Raw genomic sequence first — 19,376 nt, 5'->3', positions numbered from 1 at the left:
GTGTTTGAACCTTACAAAATAGGTAAGAGTATTGGCTCTTTTAAACCTGAAATCATAATTAAATAAAAACTCTTTAGTTTATTAACATAAATATTTATGAATGTGTAAGTGGTTTATTATAAAAGTAGTATATTGTGAATTTAATAATTGGTTGACCAATTTAAACACAAACACTAAAATCTTAAAATGGAACAATTACAACACAAAACATTCATTTTTAATGAATCTATTTGGCAACAAAAAATTAGTAACTCTAATTTAATAATGATGGAAACGAGCAAAGCTTTTTTTAAAATGTTTTTGCTTGTGGTAGCTTTTCTTTCTTTCGGAAATATTTTTGGGGCAGACTTTACTGTAAGTTCTGCAAGTCAATTTAATAATCTTAATCTTTCACCAGGTGATGTGGTAACATGGACCAATGGGACATACAGTGCTGATCAACGAATAAGCTTTACTGCTAATGGCACATCTTCAAACCCAATTATTTTAAAGGCAGAGACACCAGGAGGGGTTATTTTTACTGGTGAAACTACTATGAATATCTCTGGAGATTTTGTAATCATTGAAGGGTTTTACTGGAAAGAAGGAACGGGGACGAATAATCATGTACAATTTAGAAAAGGTAGTGTATATGCCAACAATTCTACAATAAGAAATTGTGCTTTCAATAATTTAACTCCAGACGGAACAGCAAAACATAGATGGATCGTATTATATGGGACAAACAATACTGTAGAAAGTTGTTCTTTTTTAAATAAAAATAGTCCAGGAGCCTTAGTACTAGTCGAGTTGGAGTATAATGACCTAAATCCAGTTGGGCATATGATAAGAAATAATTATTTCTATAATTATGTTAAAAGACCATCGGGAACTACTCATGCAGGAGATAGTGAAACCATAAGAGTAGGAACTAGTGAATTTCAAAATAAAAGTGCAAGTACCACAGTAGAGGGTAATTATTTTTTTAAAGCAGATGGTGAAAACGAAATAATAACAAATAAAAGTGCAGGCAATACATACAAGAATAATACTTTTAGAAGATGTAGAGGTTCCTTAGTATTGCGTCATGGAGCACGTGCAACGGTAGACGGTAATTTCTTTTTAGGAGAAAATGTCGAAGGAACGGGAGGAATACGTATTTCAGATAGTTTTCATGTAATTACTAATAATTATATACAAGATGTAATTAGTACAGGAGATAAATGGAATAATCCAATTACGTTAGTTGGTGGTTCTGCTACAACAGGAGGAACAAGTAATGGATATCAAAAAGTAGATGATATTGTTGTAGCCTTTAATACAATTTATAATTCTGATTCACCTATTTTTTATAATGATAGATCAAGTTATGATCCAAGAGGTGTATTGGCATATAATGCTATCTATACAACACAATCCAATATTGTTACAGGTGATATTTCGGGTACAGGTCAAGGGATGCAATATGTGGGCAATATAGCAGGGGGAAGCACAATTGGTATTTCAAATGCAGGAATCACAAGTGCAAATGCTAATTTTTCTGCCAATGGAGAAACGTTTAAACCGAGTAGCTCAGGACCTGCAGCAAATGCAGCAGGAAGTGATTATAGTACAACAGTAAATTTTGATATTGAAGGGCGTTCACGTCCAAATAACAATATGGATGTTGGTGCACATGAAGTTTCTGGAGGAAGCGGAAGTGTTGTATTTACTCCATTTACAAATAATCAAGTGGGTACAGATGTTGGAGCATGTTTTTTAAATGCTACAGGAGCATCGATAAATACATGCTCAAATAGTTCAGAAACATTATCCATTTCTGCTGTAGCTCAATTTACAGCGTCTGCTAGTAGTAAAACAGCTACGATATCATCAAATGTAAATTGGACTGTTTCTGATTCCAGTACTTGGATTAGTGTAAGTCCACTTACAGGTTCCAACAACGGAAGTATTACAATATCTGTATCAGAAAACACAAGTAATTCAGATCGATCAGGAACCGTTACAGTATCTGGAGGTGGGTTAACAAGAACTATTAGTATCACACAAGCGGCAGTCATTGTCAATGTTCCTGTTACAGGAGTAACATTGAGCCCTTCTACCGCATCAATAAGTGTTGGAGGATCACAACAATTATCCCCGTCATTAATTCCTAATAATGCTACAGATCAAAGTGTAAGTTATGAAAGTAGTAATACAGCAATAGCGACGGTTAATTCTGATGGTTTGGTAACAGCTGTGAGTCAAGGTAGTGCTACGATCAAAATAACTACCGTAGATGGAGGATTCACAGATACGATGACTATAACGGTTAAGGCACCTTCAACAGGAACTAATTTAGCACTTAATAAAAACGTAAGTGCTACCGGTAATGCAGATGGAGCAAATGTACCAGCAAATTTGGTAGATGGATCTACGACGTCAAGATGGTCAGTATCTGGTTTTCCAAAATCTTTTACTGTGGATTTAGGAGCTGCTTTCAATATAGAGAGAACAGAATTAGTTTGTTATAATGACAGAGCTTATCAATATGTTATTGAAACAGCAACAGCAGAAAACGGAACGTATTCGCAAATAGTTGACCGAAGTTCAAATACCACACCGGGAACAGCAACTAGCCCTATTATAGATGATTTTTCAACAGTAAACGCACGTTTTGTAAAAGTAACAGTTACTGGAGCTTCTGGTTATACAGGTTCATGGGTAAGTTTAACCGAATTCAGGGTTTTTGGTAATGATGGTGGACCTGCAGTAATACCCGTTACTGGGGTTACATTAAATCCACCAAACTCAGAACTTGTAGTGGGAGAAACACAACAATTATCAGCTACTGTAAGTCCAGCTGACGCCAGTAATAAAAGTGTTAGTTATATGAGTAGCAATACGGCTATTGCAACAGTTGGTTCTAATGGGGTAGTAACAGCATTATCGGCAGGGTCGGTTACTATTACTGTTACCACTACCGATGGTAATTTTAGTGATACTACATCATTAATGATTTCTTCGGTACCAAGTCCGGCTTTAGCTATACCGGGTAAAATTGAAGCAGAAGACTTTTCGCTACAAAATGGGATTCAAACTGAAAATACAGGGGATACTGGCGGAGGACTCAATGTAGGATATATTGACACCAATGACTATATGGATTACACCGTAAATGTAGCTACTGCTGGGACGTACGATGTTTCTTTTAGGGTAGCTTCTTTATCGAATACTATGAATTTTCAATTACGTAATGGAAATACGATACTAACCACTGTAAGTACTCCAACAACAAATGGTTGGCAAATTTGGAAGACAGTTTCTGCTACGGTTACTTTAGGTTCAGGAGATCAAACTCTAAGGGTATTGGCCACAGGAGGAGGATGGAATATCAACTGGATTGATTTTACTCTAGATACATCACCTCCAGGTTCAAACTGTACCTTAGGAGCTAACTTAGCGGCAAATACTACTATTGTTAGTATTAGTGATGAACAATCTACACATCCCGCGAGTAATCTGTTTGATGGTAATACCTCTAATCGCTGGTCTGCTAATAGCTATTCGCAATCCGTGGTTATTGATTTAGGAGACGTTTATAGTATCGATAAAATACAAGTGCATCCATATAAAAATAGAGCGTATCAGTTTTTGGTTGAAGGCTCTTTGGACTCATCCAATTCTGGATTCTCAACACTTACAGATGCTCGAAATAATACCCAGGGAGGGTCGATTATAACAAGAGATTTTACAGCTAAAGAAGCACGATTTATTAAATTAACAGTAACTGGCGCTTCTGGATATTCAGGTCCATGGGTTTCAATAGAAGAATTCGAAGTTTTTTGTGCAGGAGGTCAATCTAGATCTTTATCGCTTGATAAAACAGTTGGTTTTTCGTATTACCCAAATCCATTTAGTGATCAGCTTCAAGTTACTTTATCATCCAAAGAATCTTCATCGGTTTCTAGCGTTCGTTTAATTAACCTTTTAGGAGGTATAATAACTGAAAACAAAGAATTACAAAATAACAATAACATTACTTTAGATTTGTCGCAAGAGCTACCTAGAGGTATGTATATATTACAGGTTATAGGTGCAAATGGCAAACTGTTAGGATCTAAAAAAGTTGTAAAACAATAAGAATTAAGCTATATAGGAGCGGGTAAATCCTTACTCGCTCCTAATTTTATTAAAAAGTGTTAGAATTTACTTTCATATGCTTCAAGCTTTTTCCAAATACTAATAAATTCTTTGATACCGCTCTTATCTAACTCTGTATTTATAATTAAAATCTTACCGACTTTAGTTTTGGTATTAAAAAACATTAATGTAGCAATTGCTGGATCACCACCAGTATGTCCTATTTGGTCTTTAGCAGAAAACCCCATAAAAACGCCCATATTATATTCATCATTATAAACCCTTTCACTTCGTTCTTGATAATGTTTATCAGTAAGCCGAGGGGTAAACAATTCCTTGTAGCTTTCTTTATTTAGTATTTTACCATTACCACTAAAGCCAGCAATTAATTCAGATAAGTATTTTCCTAACTCAGAAGATGAGGTGATTAACCCTCCATCTGGATAATTGATTAATTTATAAAAAGCTAATTGAGTCTCTTTATCGCTGTAAAGTTTAGAGTGTTTTGAGATATCTATTTCGTTAAAATCCCACCCTGTATTTGTCATGTCTAAAGGTTCAAAAATATGTTTTTTAGTAAATTCATTAAATGACTCTTTAGTAGCTTTTTCTAAAACTAACGCAGCTAAACCTGCTGCTATATTAGAATATTCAAATTGTTTTCCCGGTGCGGTTTTTAAAAAGTTCTTTTTCTTGTACCATTTTCCTTTTACATCAAGTATTTCTCTTAAGAATGACTGTTGATCCATCATTTCATTAGGCGATCGAAAATTACTATTAACCTTAACTTCTTTGTTGGCTTTTTCTTTCAAAACATATCCATACTTTTCATAACTAGCCGCATCTTTAATACTAGAAGTATGTGTTGTTAACTGTCTTATAGTTATGGGTTGATCAGGAAAATAAGGATTAATCACTTTAAAAGATAAATAATTACTTATGGGGTCGTCTAACTTTAGTTTACCGAGTTCCTGAGCTTTTAACAGGGCTATTCCAATAAAAGTTTTTGAAATAGAACCAATATTCTGAATTGTATTTTGAGTGTATTCACTTCCTTTTTTAATATCAGACGATCCAAACCCTTTTGTAAATAATACACCGGTTTGATTTACTATGGCTACAGAAAACCCATTAATATGCTTTTGTGCACTTATAGACTCTAATTCTTTAGTTAATTTATCTGGTATTGTTTGATCAGATTGACCAAAACCGATAGAAACTGAAATACTCAAAAGTAGAGTTAGGACTATATTTTTCATATGCGTTGAAATTGTTGTACTGTATGATTATAGTATTAATAATAAATGGAGTAGCGTTATATAATTTTGTGTGTTTTTTTTGAAACTACTTTTTCAATTCTTTGTCTATCATATCAATTAATGACTGTATATCATTTTTAAATGTTGGATAATTCTTTTCATGTAGCTGAATAGCGCAAGCCAAGTAATTTAACAGGATATTTTCTAGTTTTTGAGATGTTAACAAATGTTTATTGGTCGTGACCTTTGAAGACAGATTAATGTTTAAATCTTCTGATAGCCCTATTCTATCAAAAACTGCTCTATAATTTCCATGGGCCTCTACATATTCAATAGTTTTATTTAAAGATTGACGAAGTGCATTTTCTTGTTCTTTTATAGTAATTAGCTTACTTTCCCAAGATCTTAATATAGTTCGAATACTATCATTATGTATATCTTTTAATCCTCCAGAAGAAATAAGTTCCTTAAAAGCCCCATTTTCATAATCAATACTAATAGCTCTAGATATGGGCATTAATAACAACGAGGAAAGATCATTTTCATTAATAGCGGTAGCCGCAGAATCTGAATCCATTAGTGCGATAATCTTACGGTTATTTTCTATAATTGACAGTAAGTCTTCACTCTCATTCGATAATGTAAGAAGATTGTTCTTCATCTCTCCCTTGATCAACGCTAAATAATTTTGTTGTTTTTTGAAGGTATCAGATTTTGCCTTTTTGCTGTTTAATTGTAACGCTATAAGAATACCAATTACCACAAGCACAATTTCCCCAATTGCATATAAAATGTATTTACTAAATTTATTGTTGGTTAATGCTTTTTGTCTAATTTTTCTAAAGAATTTTATCATTGATTACTAAGAACATTTTGAAGATGATTGATACCAAGTTTTTAATCTCTACTTTTTCGGAAATGAATTTACAAAATAAATAATTATAGTGGTTTTAGTCTTAAATCTATATTATTAATCATTGTTTAGTATCTCTAGCATAATTGTATCTATCTATATCGATTTAAAAGTTTGGCCATAATTAATCCGATGTAGGGCTGTGTTTTAAATTCATAGAAATCAAAATTTGCTTATAATTTTATAGTAGTGTTTATTTGTTGTCAATAGTTTGTATATATAAATAGCAATACAAAATTAAACTTGTGTTTAAATTCTATATTGCTATTTGTAGGTGTTACTGCAAGTGGTTTTTATGCACTTGATTTATAATCAAAACGATGTAATCATTCTATCGGTGGTAGACCCATTGGGCAATCAATGTAATATACCCAACTACCATCTTCACGTTGCTTAAAAACTTCTGTTGCGTTACCTTCACTTATAATTGTTCCAGTTGAATCTTTAATGTTCCATTTTGCCTGTACTAATGCAATGTTTCCATTAATAATTTCACCGGTTACTGTACTGTTCAAGACTGATTTTGATTCAATGAAAGAAGAGAAAACTTCTTTTACCGTGTCTAAACCTGATTTTGGTGCTTCGGTAGGAGGAAAAGACATGCGATAATCGGGGTGAAAAAAATCAACTATATTATCAATATTTCCTTCCGCTATACATTTTCCTATCTCGTTAGCAACATCTCTTGGTCGCATTGCTTTTCTAATCATGTGATTATTTGTTTTTAAATTGTTACGTCTGGTGGACGGTTATCCATATCAAATACTAATTTCCATTGGTCTTCGGTATTTTTTCTAAAAATAGCGACTACACGACCAGCTTCGCCAACAGCATTTCCATCTTTTGGATCTGTTCCAGAAACTCTAAATTGACCTGCAATAAAGCCCAAGTCAGTAGTAGCAATTACTTGCTCTTCTTTAAAAGTAACTTGAGGTTTGATTGCAAAACTTTGAGCAAAACCTTCTTTTACCGTTGTAATCCCAACTTCAATAGGTTTGTTACTATTTGCATAATTGATTTCTGGATCATATAAATCCATTAATGCATCCAAATCATTATTGTTAAATGCTTGTAGCCATTTGTCTAAAGCATTTCTAATTTCATTTTTTAAATTTTCATTCATAATTTTATTTGCTTTTTATGATTTTAGTTGTGGATTGAAAGGAGAAAAACTCACGAACTCCCAATCTATTTTATGATGTGTTTGTGTTTGAATCCATTGCTCAGTCTTAAATAGCCAGTAACGCCCTGTTCCGGTAGTAATTTCTAAATCTTTAGTTTCTTCTTGATCAAAAACTAATTCAGTTTTACCGGAGAGTTGAAGAGAGTGTCCTTTTTCAAAATCAATGAAAAGCAAACCGGCTTTAGGGAATTCAACAAAATTACCGAGTGTATTAAACAAGTTGTTTCCAACATAATCGGGAATCTTAAGTACTCCATTTTCTAAAATCTCTACAAAACCTGTAGGCCCTCCTCGGTGCGATGCATCCATATCGCCATTGGCATTCATACTGCCAAGAAAAAAAGTATTTGCTTCATTAATCCATTGCTTATGAATAGTTGTTAATACTGTTCCTACAGTTTGCTCTGCACCAAGATCAGAACTGTCTTCTGAAAACTTAAGTATGCGTTGTTGAATATATTTAGGGCAATTTGGATAAGCTTCAAGTACCTCTATTTCTAACCTATCCTGCAATAAATTAGCATAACCATTCAAACGATATCTGGTTCTTGTCACGGTATCTATAAATAAAAGCCCGATCTTCGAGTTTACCTTAATGTTCTTAAAAAGAATATCTGCTTTGGTACTTTTTAATTTGTCAAGATGAATACGAATATACTTAGGTGATAATACCTCTACAAAGCCTTTGGTACCAATAAACATAGATGCCCATATATTCTTAGTTGAATCTGTTGTACTTAGAATAACAGTAGTTTGCTGTTCTATAAATGGAATTAATTGACTAACAATATGATCTTTTAACAAGCGTTCTACCAATTTTGGGTCATGCCAAGCATTATACTTTTTCTGGAGTTTTAATTCTCCTTCGTGAAAATGAGTCTTCATTTGAATATTGAATTTATAATTAAAATTGGCCAAATTCCATCATACATTGTCCTATGCTAAAACTTAGGATTTAAAAGTTTAAGAAACATTCCAATTTACAGAAGCTACCCAGTCTGAAATGGATTGTGGAGAGATGCCTAGTAATTCGTTTGTCTTTTGAAAATCCTTATTTATAAAATCTGAATGATTTTGTTCTACAAAACGATATAGATTAGAAATTTCTCTGGCTCCTACTTCTCCAAATCCAGGCTTTAATTGTTCTTCAAATTCATTTACTGGAACTTCTATAAAATCAAGACTTTGATCTATTTTTGAGGATATAGCAGATGTAATTTCTTTACCAGTTACAAGATTGCCACCTATTGGAAGTGTTTGGCCTGCTAGTTCAGGTTTTGTAACTGCTTTGGCGACATATTTTGCAAGATCAAAATGACTAATCCAAGGTAGTTTCTTGTTTGAAGCTATAGGATAAGGTACAATCTTGTTTTCTAAAATAACAGGAATAGACCATGGAGCGGCAATGTTATCAAGATAAATATCTGGCACAAGAGTTATTACATTTAGATCTGAATTATCAAATAATTCTTTCATGGCTACTTTCATATCAAGTGCTAAAAACCCGGTTTCTTTTGTGGGTAAATAAAAAGTTGTATTAAATATGATTAGCTCAACATTTTCTTGTTTTGCAGCTGCAATGAAATTTTTGGTGTATGTTTTGGCAAGATCAATATCAAAAATAAGCGGGAATGAATATACGGCTGCCTGCGTACCCTTAATTACTTCAATTAAAGATTCTTTATTCTCTAGCCCACCTTTAATTACTTCAACACCTGGCATAACAGGCATTCCGCTTGTAAGATCTCTTTTAAGAGTTATCACTTTATGATTATCATCTAATAATGCTTTTGCAATATTACCACCTTGGAACCCTGTAGCTCCTGTTACAAATATTTTCATTTCTTATATATTTTTAATTTATTAATTGATTTGTTTTTGAATAAATGTATCTATGAGGATCGCAACTTCTGATTTATACTCTTCTAGCATAAAGTGACCTCCATCAAAAAAATGTAGTGTTACATCATTTAGATCTTTTGCATAAGCTTCACCACCGGGTCTACTAAAGAATTTATCATTTTCACCCCAAACGACTAAAGTTGGAGGTTGATATGTTCTAAGATAATTTTGCCACTCTTCGTATTTTTCGAAATTTGTGCCATAATTATCAAATAGCGTTAAGAAAATTTCTTTTACACCGGGACGATTTAGGAAAGCATAGTCAAGGAAATAGGAAGATGGATCTATTAGATTAGTATCCTTGGCACCGGTAATATATTGCTCTTTAATACCTTCTAAGGATGTTAAGTGTTTTTTATATGTATTAAGACCTTCAATATCATTGTTTTGTACATAGGTCCCTATTTCTATTGCCCATTCGCCGAAACCTTCTTTATAGACATTTGCATTTTGGATAATTAATCCTTTTATTAACTCAGGTCGTCGCGTTGCGATACGAAACCCCACAGGTCCCCCATAATCCTGAACAAACAGGTAGAAATTTTTAAGCTTAAGTTTATCAATGAATTGTTCAATAATTTGACTAATATTATCAAATGAGTACTCGAATTCTTCTATTGTAGGCCTGTCACTAAATCCGAAACCTGGATAATCAGGAGCAATAACATGGTATTTATCTTCTAATATGGTCATTAAACTTTTGTACATATGTGATGAAGAAGGGTTACCATGTAAAAACAAAATTGTTTCTTGGTTTTGTTGACCTGATTCTCTATAGAAAATCGATAGTCCATTAATTTCAATTGAGGTATTCATGTTGTTGTTTTTACTGTTATATTTTTTGTTACAGTTTAAGTCAAAAAAAACTAAAACTGATTTTTAAATTCTTCTAATGTTTGGTTTTTTAGGGTATTTAGAATTGCATTATCAATATCATTAAACATCGAAAGTAGTTTTTCATTAATTTGACCGCCTATTTTACAAGTAACATCGGGTAGATTACTAGAAAGGTTAAGTACATGGCTACTTCCTTTTACAGATTCAAAAATATCGGCTATCGTGATATTTTTAGAAGGCTTTAGTAATTTTACACCACCATTTTTACCTTCTTTACTTTCTATAAGACCGCTTTCTTTTAATGTTTTTATTTCCTTTCTAACAAGAACAGGGTTGATGTTAAGACTATCTGCAATTTGAGATGAGGCATGCCATTCATTGGGATAATATGCCAATAAAGTCATTATATGTAACGAAATAGAAAATTTACTTTTAACCAAAACTCTTATTTTTTAACTGTAATAAATTTAATTACAGTTCAAAGATGATAAAAAATTCTCAACTAAACAAGTTTTTTGTTTTTTTATGAATTCTTTTTGAAAAAAAATGTGACTATTTTAAAGAGCTCTTTTACATATAATATACAAAAACAAAGCATTGTGAGTACTATTTACTTTAATTGTATGTGAATGTGATCATCGTGTCTTACGGCCTTGCAACCATGATACCTTACTTTTTCATGAGTTAGCTTCATTCTATTTTTAAGATGAGGTTCAATAAAAATTTTTCCTAAGTTTTTATTTTTTAAAATACTTTTTATAAGTGTATAAGTTCCTTTTTTAGAAAAGACTAACTGTTTATTTATTTTTCCAAAAGTTACATATTTAGGATAATCATACTGAAAATAACCGTTTTTCAGGCATTTGTCAATTTGATTGTACTCATTTAATTTAGGAGATTCAAAAACCCCATAACCACTTATTGATTTTTGTTTATTGGTTAGCTTTCCAGTTTTTGTTTCATAAATCAGACTAAGATCAATTTTCTTTCCGTCATTATGGCTTAAGTGAGGCGGTAAGGGAAATTTATTAAAAAAAGGAAAGTTTGCATCTAGATAATGGATTTGAATGCCTGTTCCCTCTAATTCTTTTTCTGTTTGATAAAGTAATTCATTTAGTGCAGGTGTGACATAATTTCTATTCAGTAAAACAGTCATATAATTAGTGGGTTTTATACTATCATGATGTTTTACCTTTTCTCGTCCAAAGAAGGGAGCAATAAATGGTATAATAAAGAAGGTGGAAATTAAATAGAATCCGGTAAAAATAATTAGAAGTTTATATTTTAAATCCCATTTCCATTTTTTTGCAATTAAGAGGCTCCCTAGATAAATAATTCCACCAATTTGAGTCACTACGGTTAGAAACCCAAATAGTAATATTGGTGATATTATTTTTAATACTTTTTTCAAGTATAAATTTTATTTTTTTATAATGTATAAAGAATCAAGTTATAAATTGATGTGATGTTACTGTACTCGTATGGTTATGGGTTAAAACAAAATTCATTTAAATCCTTAAATGTCATAGGTCCGGCATGACGTTTAATTTCTTTACCATTAGCAATAAGTAAAAAATGAGGTAAACCTCTAACATTAAACCTTTTTAATGTTTTCATATTCATATCTGCATTGATCTTTATTACTTTAATATGTTGTGATACTTCAGAAAACTCTTTTATTACTGAATTCATCATGACGCAAGGACCACACCATTCTGCCCAAAAATCGATCAATACTAATTCTTCTTTTTTTAGAAGTTCATCGATGTTTTGATTATGACCTACATAAACCTTAGACTTTTTACTTTTTTTAGAGAATTGTTTTATTAGAACCCTAAAAGGCAATGTCAAACCCGCAAAAATAGTTGAGCCAAAAAACAGTAGTAATGCAAGTAAAAATTTGATACATGTAATTATATTTTTTTTCTCGTTAAACTCTTTTTCTGCTGAGTTTTGAAAGTTAATAACGTGATTTCTAAGTTTCATAAATTCTATTCCTATACTAATTGAGTTGGTAAATATAGGTACCCAAGTAGTAAAAAATGTTACCAGGTTTGTATGTTTTTTTGAAAATATATCTAAATTTTATTTTAACTATTAATCCATAATGAGCTTTAGGGTGTTTTTTTTAAAACATCTTCAAAATATTTGTGCCATATTCCATTTTCAAGTTTCTCACCATATTCTTGAAAATATCCTTCTGGAGTTAAGCTAAATATTAATCTCCTGTTTTCATTAAACCATACTATAAATTTTCCACCCTTATATTCACCTGGGTATTTTCCAGCACCATTTTTTGAAAAAGGATTGTAATAATACTTTTCATCCTTTTCATCATAGTAAATTATAGTATGTAATTGAATTAATTCAGAGTACACATCTAGCGTAATTATATTCTTATCTAGTTTAAAACTTACGTTCTCAAAAACAGGAACTTGTTTAGTAATAGAATCGTTTTTGTAAATAGTTGAGGTACCAATCCATTCACCAACCAGATAACTAAGTTTTTCCATTTTTTCTTGTCGTACTCTTTGACTAAAACCTGAATTAACAGAGAAAAGGATAATTACGATATAAGAGTATATCCTAAAATGCGTACTAAATTTTGTGTATATCATTTTTTTGGTTGTTTGTTTGAAATTATTTTTGTTACTAAATAGTTGAGTTTTTGTATTTCAATTTCTTCGTTAACTCTTTAAAAGCTATGAGTATGAAAAGAGAAATACCTTGTTTTGATTTAATTCTACTTTAGAAAAACGTCGGGTTTATAACTAATTTTTGAACATAATGGGATGGCATATTTTTATAAATTCTTCAACATCCTTTTTTGAAACAATTTCAGGATAAGACATTAATAACAATTGCAAAGACGATTGTTCTTCTATCAAGGGTGGTATTTCATAATAATGTTGGTTAAGTTTAAATCCAATCTTTTCATAAAATTTTATTCTACGTTGATTGATAGTCGAACTAGGTAATTCTACTTCTAACAAAATTGGTTTATCAGTGGTGTCAATGAACTTTTCAAGAATTAATTTTCCCAAACCCAGATTCCTTCGTTGCATAGCAATAGCAAAATGATCAATATATTTATAGGTTTCAAAATCCCACCATAAAAGAAACCCTACAAATTCCTTTTCCTCAATTATAATTTCAAAATGATAATTTGATTTTTTCATTACAAGGGCTTGAGCATCCAATAACCTTTGCTCTTCTGAAGGGAAAGCTTTTTGATAAAGTTCCCATGCAAGCTTAAAATAATTATCAGATATATTTGTAAGCCTTATACACTTCATTTGATTGCCCACTTGTTTATAAGAATATGCAATAATTACATATAAATTAGTATAGTAGTTCTTATTAAGATATTAATTTAGTTATTACTTGTGTTTGGCTGTGTAATGTTTTATGTACTGGACATTTATCCGCAATTTGTAGAATTCTATTAATTTGTTTTTCATCAAGATCACCTTCAATTTTTATTTCTCTTTCGAATGTGTCAATTTTAGCATTAGGATCTTCACAATTTTCACAATCTGCAGCATGAGATTTACTGTAACTAGTGTGTACCTCTACATTTTGTAAATCCCAACCTTTTCTAGCCATATACATTTTTATAGTCATAGCAGTGCATGCTGATAATCCTGCAGATACTAATTCATAAGGCGATGGACCAAAATCATTACCTCCTATACTTTCGGGTTCATCGGCAATCATGTAATGATTCCCAATTTTCATTTGTGTAGTAAATCCTTCTGTATTATCTAAACTGGCCACTACATGATGCTGACTATTAAGTTTTGAAGTTTCGGGTATATCCATATATCTTGAAGACCAACCTGCAATCACTTTACCCACATAGTTAGAATCTTCTTTTCGCATAAGTAAATGATCTGCACCATCTAAACTCACAAAACTTTTAGGATGTTTGGCAGCATGATAAATCTCCTCGGCATTTTTGATTCCTACCGTAGTGTCCTGAGGAGAATGCATGACCAAAAGAGCCTTGTCTAAGTTTTTAGCAACTTCTGGTAATGATTTCGTATCTAAATCATCAATAAATTGTTTTTTTATAGTAAAATCCCGTCCACTTAAATTAACTACAGCTTTACCAGTGGCTTGAATTTCTTCTAGTCCACTTTTTAATAGATGTTTTACATGTTTTGGATTAGAAGGAGCCCCAACGGTAGCAACTGCTTTTATCGAATCGATTTGTGAAGCGGCAAAAATTGATGCGGCGCCACCCAGTGAGTGACCAACAATCAAAGCGGGAGCCATATATTCTTTGGCTAAAAAATCTGCTGCTGCAACTAAGTCTTCTACATTTCCAGAAAAATTAGTATCTGCAAAGTCTCCTTCGCTTTCTCCCAAACCTGTAAAATCAAATCTAAGGACTCCAAACCCCTGAGCTGTAAGTCCTCTACTAATATTTCGTACTGCACCTAAGTTTTTATTACAGGTAAAACAATGTGCAAACAATGCAAAATTATGAGGATGTTGATCGGCAGGAAGTTCTAAACGACCTGATAATGTTTGACCTTCGGCGTTCGTAAAAGTGACTTTTGATAAACTCATTGTGTTATTTTTATTTAAGAGTCGAGATTTAAGAAGAATACTTGCTTTAAAGATAATTTTTTACGCTTAAAATAATAGGCCAGATACAAACTATTTTTTCACTTTAATTAATTTTCATGATCAATACTGTTTGTATAAATAATACCAAAAATCAAGATGAAGATTGTTATATTGTATAAAATAAAATCAAATAATGCATACAAAATTTAGCTGGTTACAAGAAGGTAAAAATATCCATGCGCAATCTTGGCGTGTTGATACCCCTGTTGCGATAGTGTGTTTGATACATGGCATGGGAGAACATAGTTCTAGATATATGCATGTAAAAGATTTTTTTAACTTGAATGGTATTAGTATGTATACCTTTGATCATATCGGTCATGGAGTATCTGATGGAAAACGTGGGCACACACCTAATTATAATTTCTTATTAGAAAGTATAGAAAAGATTTTAAGCATTGCGATTCGAGAAAATATAGGTCTTCCTATATTTTTGTATGGCCATAGTATGGGGGGAAATGTAGTGGCTAATTATTTAATTAGAAGAACTCCAGAAATTGCAGGTGCTATTCTTTCTGCTCCTTGGTTTACATTGCCATTTAAACCTCCTACATTTAAAATAGCCTTAGCTAAGTTTATGAATATTATTTACCCTTCTTTTAGTGATATTACTAATCTGGATGCCAATGCCATTAGCAGAGATAAAAATGTTGTAGAGGCTTATCAAAAAGATAGTTTGGTCCATAATAAAATAACACCATCGTTTTTTTTATCTTGTTTCGAAGCAGGAAAGTGGGCTAAAGATAGGGGAGAAGCTGTACCTATTCCTACACTAGTGCTGCATGGAACCAAAGATCGCTTAACCAGTTATACTAGTTCTAAAGAATTTGCACTTTCAAATACTCTGATACACTTCAAAAGTTATGAAGGATTATATCACGAATTACATAATGAACCAGAAAAGAATATTGTATTAAATGATGTTTTGGATTTTATACACACAATGATACACAAGAAATAAGTTAATAAGGTTCTTGTGTATCGTAAAATTGTATTTGTGGTGTGTTATGCTAGATTTTCTATAACAGATGCTGTTGATACAATAGTTGCGAATTCATCTTTTAAACTTGCTATTGCTGTATCATGAATTAATTGTGCGCTATAATTTTGACCGTTTGCGCCAGTTTTATTAAAAGTGGCGACAGCATCTTCAACTAAAAAGGTTTTAAAACCAAAATTTCCTGCCATTCTAGTTGTTGTAGAAACACAATGATCTGTGGTTAAACCAACGATGACTAAGGTGTCTATTTTTTTAAATTCTAATAACTGCTTAAGTCCAGTACCAATAAAAGCACTATTTACCTCTTTTTCTACAATATGCTCTCCTTTTAAGTCTTCTAGAGGAGCACTGAAATCTTGAAAATCGTTTCCAGGGTGGCTTTTTGCAAGAGGAGAATTGGGCTCAGTAGAACAATGTTTGATATGAAAAACGGGTAGATTGTTCTTTCTCCACAAAATGAGTAGATTTTCCATATTCTTCTCAGCATCAGGATTATTACGTTCTCCTCCCCAATACTCAATATCTTCAAATCCTTTTTGTATATCAATTAGCAGTAATGCAGGTCTTTTACTTTTTACAATATCCATTAGTTGTTATCTTTCTTTCTAAAGTCGGTATTATAGAAAACACCTAACTGCAAACGATCAAAATTTATTCCGGTAAAATGATTTTTAAGATAGCCTAGTTGAATACTAAAATTAGATTGCACGTTATATCCTATTGCAGCATATAATCGATTTTGACCAAAAATTGGCTCTTGCAAATTGATAAAAACTTCATCATAAGCATTTAAGAACCATTTATCATTTATAGGATATGTAAGTTGTAAGCGATAGCGAGCTCTATGTTCTGTAAAATCATCGTTTTGTGTACTAATAAATCGTTGCTCTAAACGGTAGCGATGTTCAAACTTGAATTTTCCACTTGTATTTTTAAGAATAAATTGTTGAAAAATTCGATGTTCTTTTGCGTTTTCTTCACCAGGAATATCTTCAAAACTACCATCAGTACTAATGTATCCATACCCTAATGTGGCTATAGCTTTGTCTTCGATATGATAATTTAATCCTGTTCTTAATAATAATTGATTAAATGTAGATCCTACCTCATAAAATCTAAATTGAGCCTCAGAATGGATGCTTAATTTTTCTGATACTCTATTGGTACCAAAATACATGTACCAAGCGCCGATTTCATCTTCGCCGGTATTTTGTGCATTTGACATTGTGATGGTAAACAATACGATTAAACCGAAAAGTGTTTTGTTACTATTCATTATTGGGTTACTATTTTAAAATTTAATTTTGTAATATGTATACATCGGATTAAATGTATAGGGAAATTCTGTAGAAAGTCTGGTGATTCTTTTGTTTGTACGTGTTATCGTAATCTTTAAATATCATAATTGGTATTGCTTTTATATTCAAAGTTCATCTCTATACTAGGATAGAGACGAACTAGATTTTTTTTAATTAATTTTACTAAAGTTTATTCAATTTTAGTAGATTCAGTTTTGCCATCATTAATAACCTCGCTTCCATTACCTTTTAGATATTTGTCTAAAAACTTTAATACCCTACCGTAGGCTTCAATTTGGTTTTCTTTTTTTACAAATCCATGGCCTTCATCTTCAAATAAAACATATTCAACAGGAACACCGTTTTTCTTTACTCCGGCTACAATTTCATCAGATTCTACTTTTAATACTCTAGGATCTTTTGCCCCTTGAAGTACAATTAATGGTTTTGTAACTTTTTCGGTATGAAAAAGGGGAGAAATTTTTCTTAGTCGAACAGAATCAGCTGTATTCGGGTTTCCTAATTCAAGGTATAATGCATCTTTAAAGGATGTCCACCATGGTGGGATACTTTTTAATGTCCTGATCCAATTGGTTACTCCAAAAAGATTAACTCCAACATTAAATTCATCAGGAGTATAGGTTAATGCGGCCATGGTCATATATCCACCATAAGAACCACCAATTATACCTATTTTATTATTGTCAATTATCTCTTGTTGTGCTAACCAGTCTTTACCTGCAACACAATCTTTAAGGTCTTTATCTCCGTGATTAAGATTATCTAAGCCGTAGAAGGTTTTTCCATATCCACTACTACCACGGTTGTTAACTGCTAAGATTGCGTAACCATGATTCACTAAATATTGAATCGTAGAATTAAATCCTTGCCTTGATTGCCCTCCTGGACCCCCATGTACCCAAACTAAGGCAGGAACTTTATGATCAGATGTAGCTTGTTTTGGTTTATAATAAATAGCTGGGATTTCTAAGCCATCAAATGATTTAAAACGAACTACTTCAGCACTTACAAGATCATCGGGATTAATATCTTTATTTAGGACATTTGTTAACTGAGAATACTCTTTAGTAGAAAGATCATATGTATATGAATTTGTTGGCGAATTTGAACCCCCAATACTAAGAATAGCCATCGTTTCATCTCTGGAAAATGATGCTTGGCTAATTTCTTTACCGTCAATAGTTGGGAAATCAACAGTTTTCCCAGTCGCAACTTCTTTTGCATTAAAAACAGTTTTAGCATCCTCATTGGTAAATGTAACCTGATATTTTCCTTTTTGTGTAAATCCAAAACCGGAAATATCCCAATCTTTTTCTAATATTTTTTCTTTGCTACCATCTTGAAGATTATATTTCATTAAATATGAAAATTCTGCTCCATCATCCGTTGTATAATAAAATGCCGAGTCATCTGGTGAAAAATCTTGAAAAGAGTTATTACTCAAATTTTCATTAATTTTTATCTTTTCCTTAGAAGTAGTATTAACTAAAAATAAGTCATTATCATTTGTATTTATGGTTTTCCGAAGTATAATGTATTTTTTATCCTCAGACATTCCTGAAAAATCTAATCCATCATTATTTTGATAAACTAACTTTGACTTAAAATTAGTAATGTCCATTTCATAGTGATCCATAAATTTAGAGTCACGTTCATTTGTTCCGTAGTAAAAGCTATTACCATCTTTTGACCAGCCTCTAAACAAAGCTCTAACATTTTTTTCTGGTGTTAGCCGTTGAATACCAGAACTGTCTTTTAGAAAGATTTTAAAGATCTCATCTCCGTTACCATCCATTCTAAATAAAATTCTGTCATCTTTGGGAAAATAGGATATGCCAAAGACAGATGCACTATCGGATTTGGTAAGAGGAAGAAGTTCTCCTCCTTTAGCAGATACAGAATACATATTATATATACCTGATCTATTACTAGTTATTAAGACTTTAGATTTGTCTACTGAAAATCCATTGGTAAAGGCATTTTCGTTATCCATGAATTGCTCTATGGAATATTGTCCAATTTCTATTGGTTTTATAATCGCTTCCTTTTTTTGTTCTTCTTTACAAGAGTGGAGGATTAGTAAACTAACACAAAATATGATAAGTTTTTTCATAAGAAATGTATATTGGTTATTCTTAACAATGATAAATATATGATAAAAGACATTTTGATAAAGTATTTATAAACATAAACTAATCTTAATTTTAAAGTTAAGATTAAAAAAACT

At 31.9% G+C, this 19,376-nt stretch carries 18 protein-coding genes; 2 read left to right on the top strand and 16 right to left on the bottom strand.

Features of this window, described 5'->3' with window-relative positions; genetic code table 11:
- The first annotated feature begins 186 nt into the window (after positions 1-186).
- Positions 187-4,101: a chondroitinase-B domain-containing protein gene (locus tag AWE51_RS22120; RefSeq protein ID WP_066318381.1), complete on the top strand. Its 3,915-nt coding sequence runs from the start codon at positions 187-189 to the stop codon at positions 4,099-4,101.
- 59 nt (positions 4,102-4,160) lie between these two features.
- Here the strand turns inward: AWE51_RS22120 and AWE51_RS22115 are convergent, their stop codons facing one another.
- The 13 genes from AWE51_RS22115 to AWE51_RS22055 form a co-directional block, all read right to left on the bottom strand.
- Positions 4,161-5,360, bottom strand: coding sequence for a serine hydrolase domain-containing protein (locus AWE51_RS22115; RefSeq protein ID WP_066318379.1), 1,200 nt, complete (start codon positions 5,358-5,360; stop codon positions 4,161-4,163).
- An 85-nt stretch (positions 5,361-5,445) separates the two neighbouring features.
- Entirely contained in the window at positions 5,446-6,216 is a 771-nt protein-coding gene (locus AWE51_RS22110) for a hypothetical protein (protein WP_066318376.1), read from the bottom strand.
- Positions 6,217-6,599: 383 nt separating this feature from the next.
- A complete protein-coding gene (locus tag AWE51_RS22105; RefSeq protein WP_066318374.1) occupies positions 6,600-6,983 on the bottom strand; it encodes a YybH family protein in 384 nt (127 codons plus the stop codon).
- A 14-nt stretch (positions 6,984-6,997) separates the two neighbouring features.
- On the bottom strand, positions 6,998-7,396 hold the full coding sequence (locus AWE51_RS22100; RefSeq protein ID WP_066318372.1) for a YybH family protein: 399 nt from the start codon (positions 7,394-7,396) through the stop codon (positions 6,998-7,000).
- Between the two features lie 15 nt (positions 7,397-7,411).
- The gene (locus AWE51_RS22095) at positions 7,412-8,341 is read right to left on the bottom strand and encodes a pyridoxamine 5'-phosphate oxidase family protein (RefSeq protein ID WP_082832562.1); all 930 of its coding nucleotides are present in this window, start codon (positions 8,339-8,341) and stop codon (positions 7,412-7,414) included.
- 78 nt (positions 8,342-8,419) lie between these two features.
- Positions 8,420-9,298, bottom strand: a complete 879-nt coding sequence (locus tag AWE51_RS22090) for an SDR family oxidoreductase (protein ID WP_066318370.1) — start codon at positions 9,296-9,298, stop codon at positions 8,420-8,422.
- Between the two features lie 21 nt (positions 9,299-9,319).
- A complete protein-coding gene (locus tag AWE51_RS22085) occupies positions 9,320-10,174 on the bottom strand; it encodes an alpha/beta fold hydrolase (protein ID WP_066318368.1) in 855 nt (284 codons plus the stop codon).
- Between the two features lie 50 nt (positions 10,175-10,224).
- Positions 10,225-10,635, bottom strand: coding sequence for an Rrf2 family transcriptional regulator (locus AWE51_RS22080; RefSeq protein WP_147405034.1), 411 nt, complete (start codon positions 10,633-10,635; stop codon positions 10,225-10,227).
- 170 nt (positions 10,636-10,805) lie between these two features.
- Positions 10,806-11,606 (bottom strand): hypothetical protein, encoded by an 801-nt coding sequence (locus AWE51_RS22075; protein WP_066318363.1) that lies wholly within the window; start codon positions 11,604-11,606, stop codon positions 10,806-10,808.
- Positions 11,607-11,680: 74 nt separating this feature from the next.
- Positions 11,681-12,181, bottom strand: a complete 501-nt coding sequence (locus AWE51_RS22070) for a thioredoxin family protein (protein WP_082832561.1) — start codon at positions 12,179-12,181, stop codon at positions 11,681-11,683.
- Positions 12,182-12,309: 128 nt separating this feature from the next.
- Positions 12,310-12,813, bottom strand: coding sequence for a hypothetical protein (locus AWE51_RS22065; RefSeq protein ID WP_066318356.1), 504 nt, complete (start codon positions 12,811-12,813; stop codon positions 12,310-12,312).
- A 153-nt stretch (positions 12,814-12,966) separates the two neighbouring features.
- Positions 12,967-13,491: a GNAT family N-acetyltransferase gene (locus AWE51_RS22060; protein WP_066318354.1), complete on the bottom strand. Its 525-nt coding sequence runs from the start codon at positions 13,489-13,491 to the stop codon at positions 12,967-12,969.
- A 64-nt stretch (positions 13,492-13,555) separates the two neighbouring features.
- Positions 13,556-14,770 carry a bifunctional alpha/beta hydrolase/OsmC family protein gene (locus tag AWE51_RS22055; protein ID WP_066318352.1) on the bottom strand — a complete coding sequence of 405 codons (1,215 nt, stop codon included), beginning with the start codon at positions 14,768-14,770 and terminating at the stop codon, positions 13,556-13,558.
- A 193-nt stretch (positions 14,771-14,963) separates the two neighbouring features.
- On the opposite strand from AWE51_RS22055, the gene AWE51_RS22050 reads away from it, so the two are divergent.
- Positions 14,964-15,791 (top strand): alpha/beta hydrolase, encoded by an 828-nt coding sequence (locus AWE51_RS22050; RefSeq protein WP_066318350.1) that lies wholly within the window; start codon positions 14,964-14,966, stop codon positions 15,789-15,791.
- Positions 15,792-15,835: 44 nt separating this feature from the next.
- Here AWE51_RS22050 and AWE51_RS22045 read toward each other — a convergent pair whose 3' ends face one another.
- The 3 genes from AWE51_RS22045 to AWE51_RS22035 all read right to left on the bottom strand — a co-directional run bounded on the left by AWE51_RS22045 (position 15,836) and on the right by AWE51_RS22035 (position 19,262).
- Positions 15,836-16,417 carry a cysteine hydrolase family protein gene (locus tag AWE51_RS22045; RefSeq protein WP_066318349.1) on the bottom strand — a complete coding sequence of 194 codons (582 nt, stop codon included), beginning with the start codon at positions 16,415-16,417 and terminating at the stop codon, positions 15,836-15,838.
- Positions 16,417-17,106: a DUF2490 domain-containing protein gene (locus AWE51_RS22040; protein WP_066318346.1), complete on the bottom strand. Its 690-nt coding sequence runs from the start codon at positions 17,104-17,106 to the stop codon at positions 16,417-16,419. The genes AWE51_RS22045 and AWE51_RS22040 overlap by 1 nt, the downstream gene beginning before the upstream one ends.
- 212 nt (positions 17,107-17,318) lie before the next feature.
- Positions 17,319-19,262 carry a S9 family peptidase gene (locus tag AWE51_RS22035; RefSeq protein WP_066318344.1) on the bottom strand — a complete coding sequence of 648 codons (1,944 nt, stop codon included), beginning with the start codon at positions 19,260-19,262 and terminating at the stop codon, positions 17,319-17,321.
- Positions 19,263-19,376: the final 114 nt, after the last annotated feature.

This window comes from Aquimarina aggregata (genome assembly GCF_001632745.1).
In the GTDB taxonomy this organism is placed as follows: domain Bacteria; phylum Bacteroidota; class Bacteroidia; order Flavobacteriales; family Flavobacteriaceae; genus Aquimarina; species Aquimarina aggregata.
Note: the sequence above shows the minus strand (reverse complement) of the source record. Positions and strands in the feature narration are given on the sequence as shown.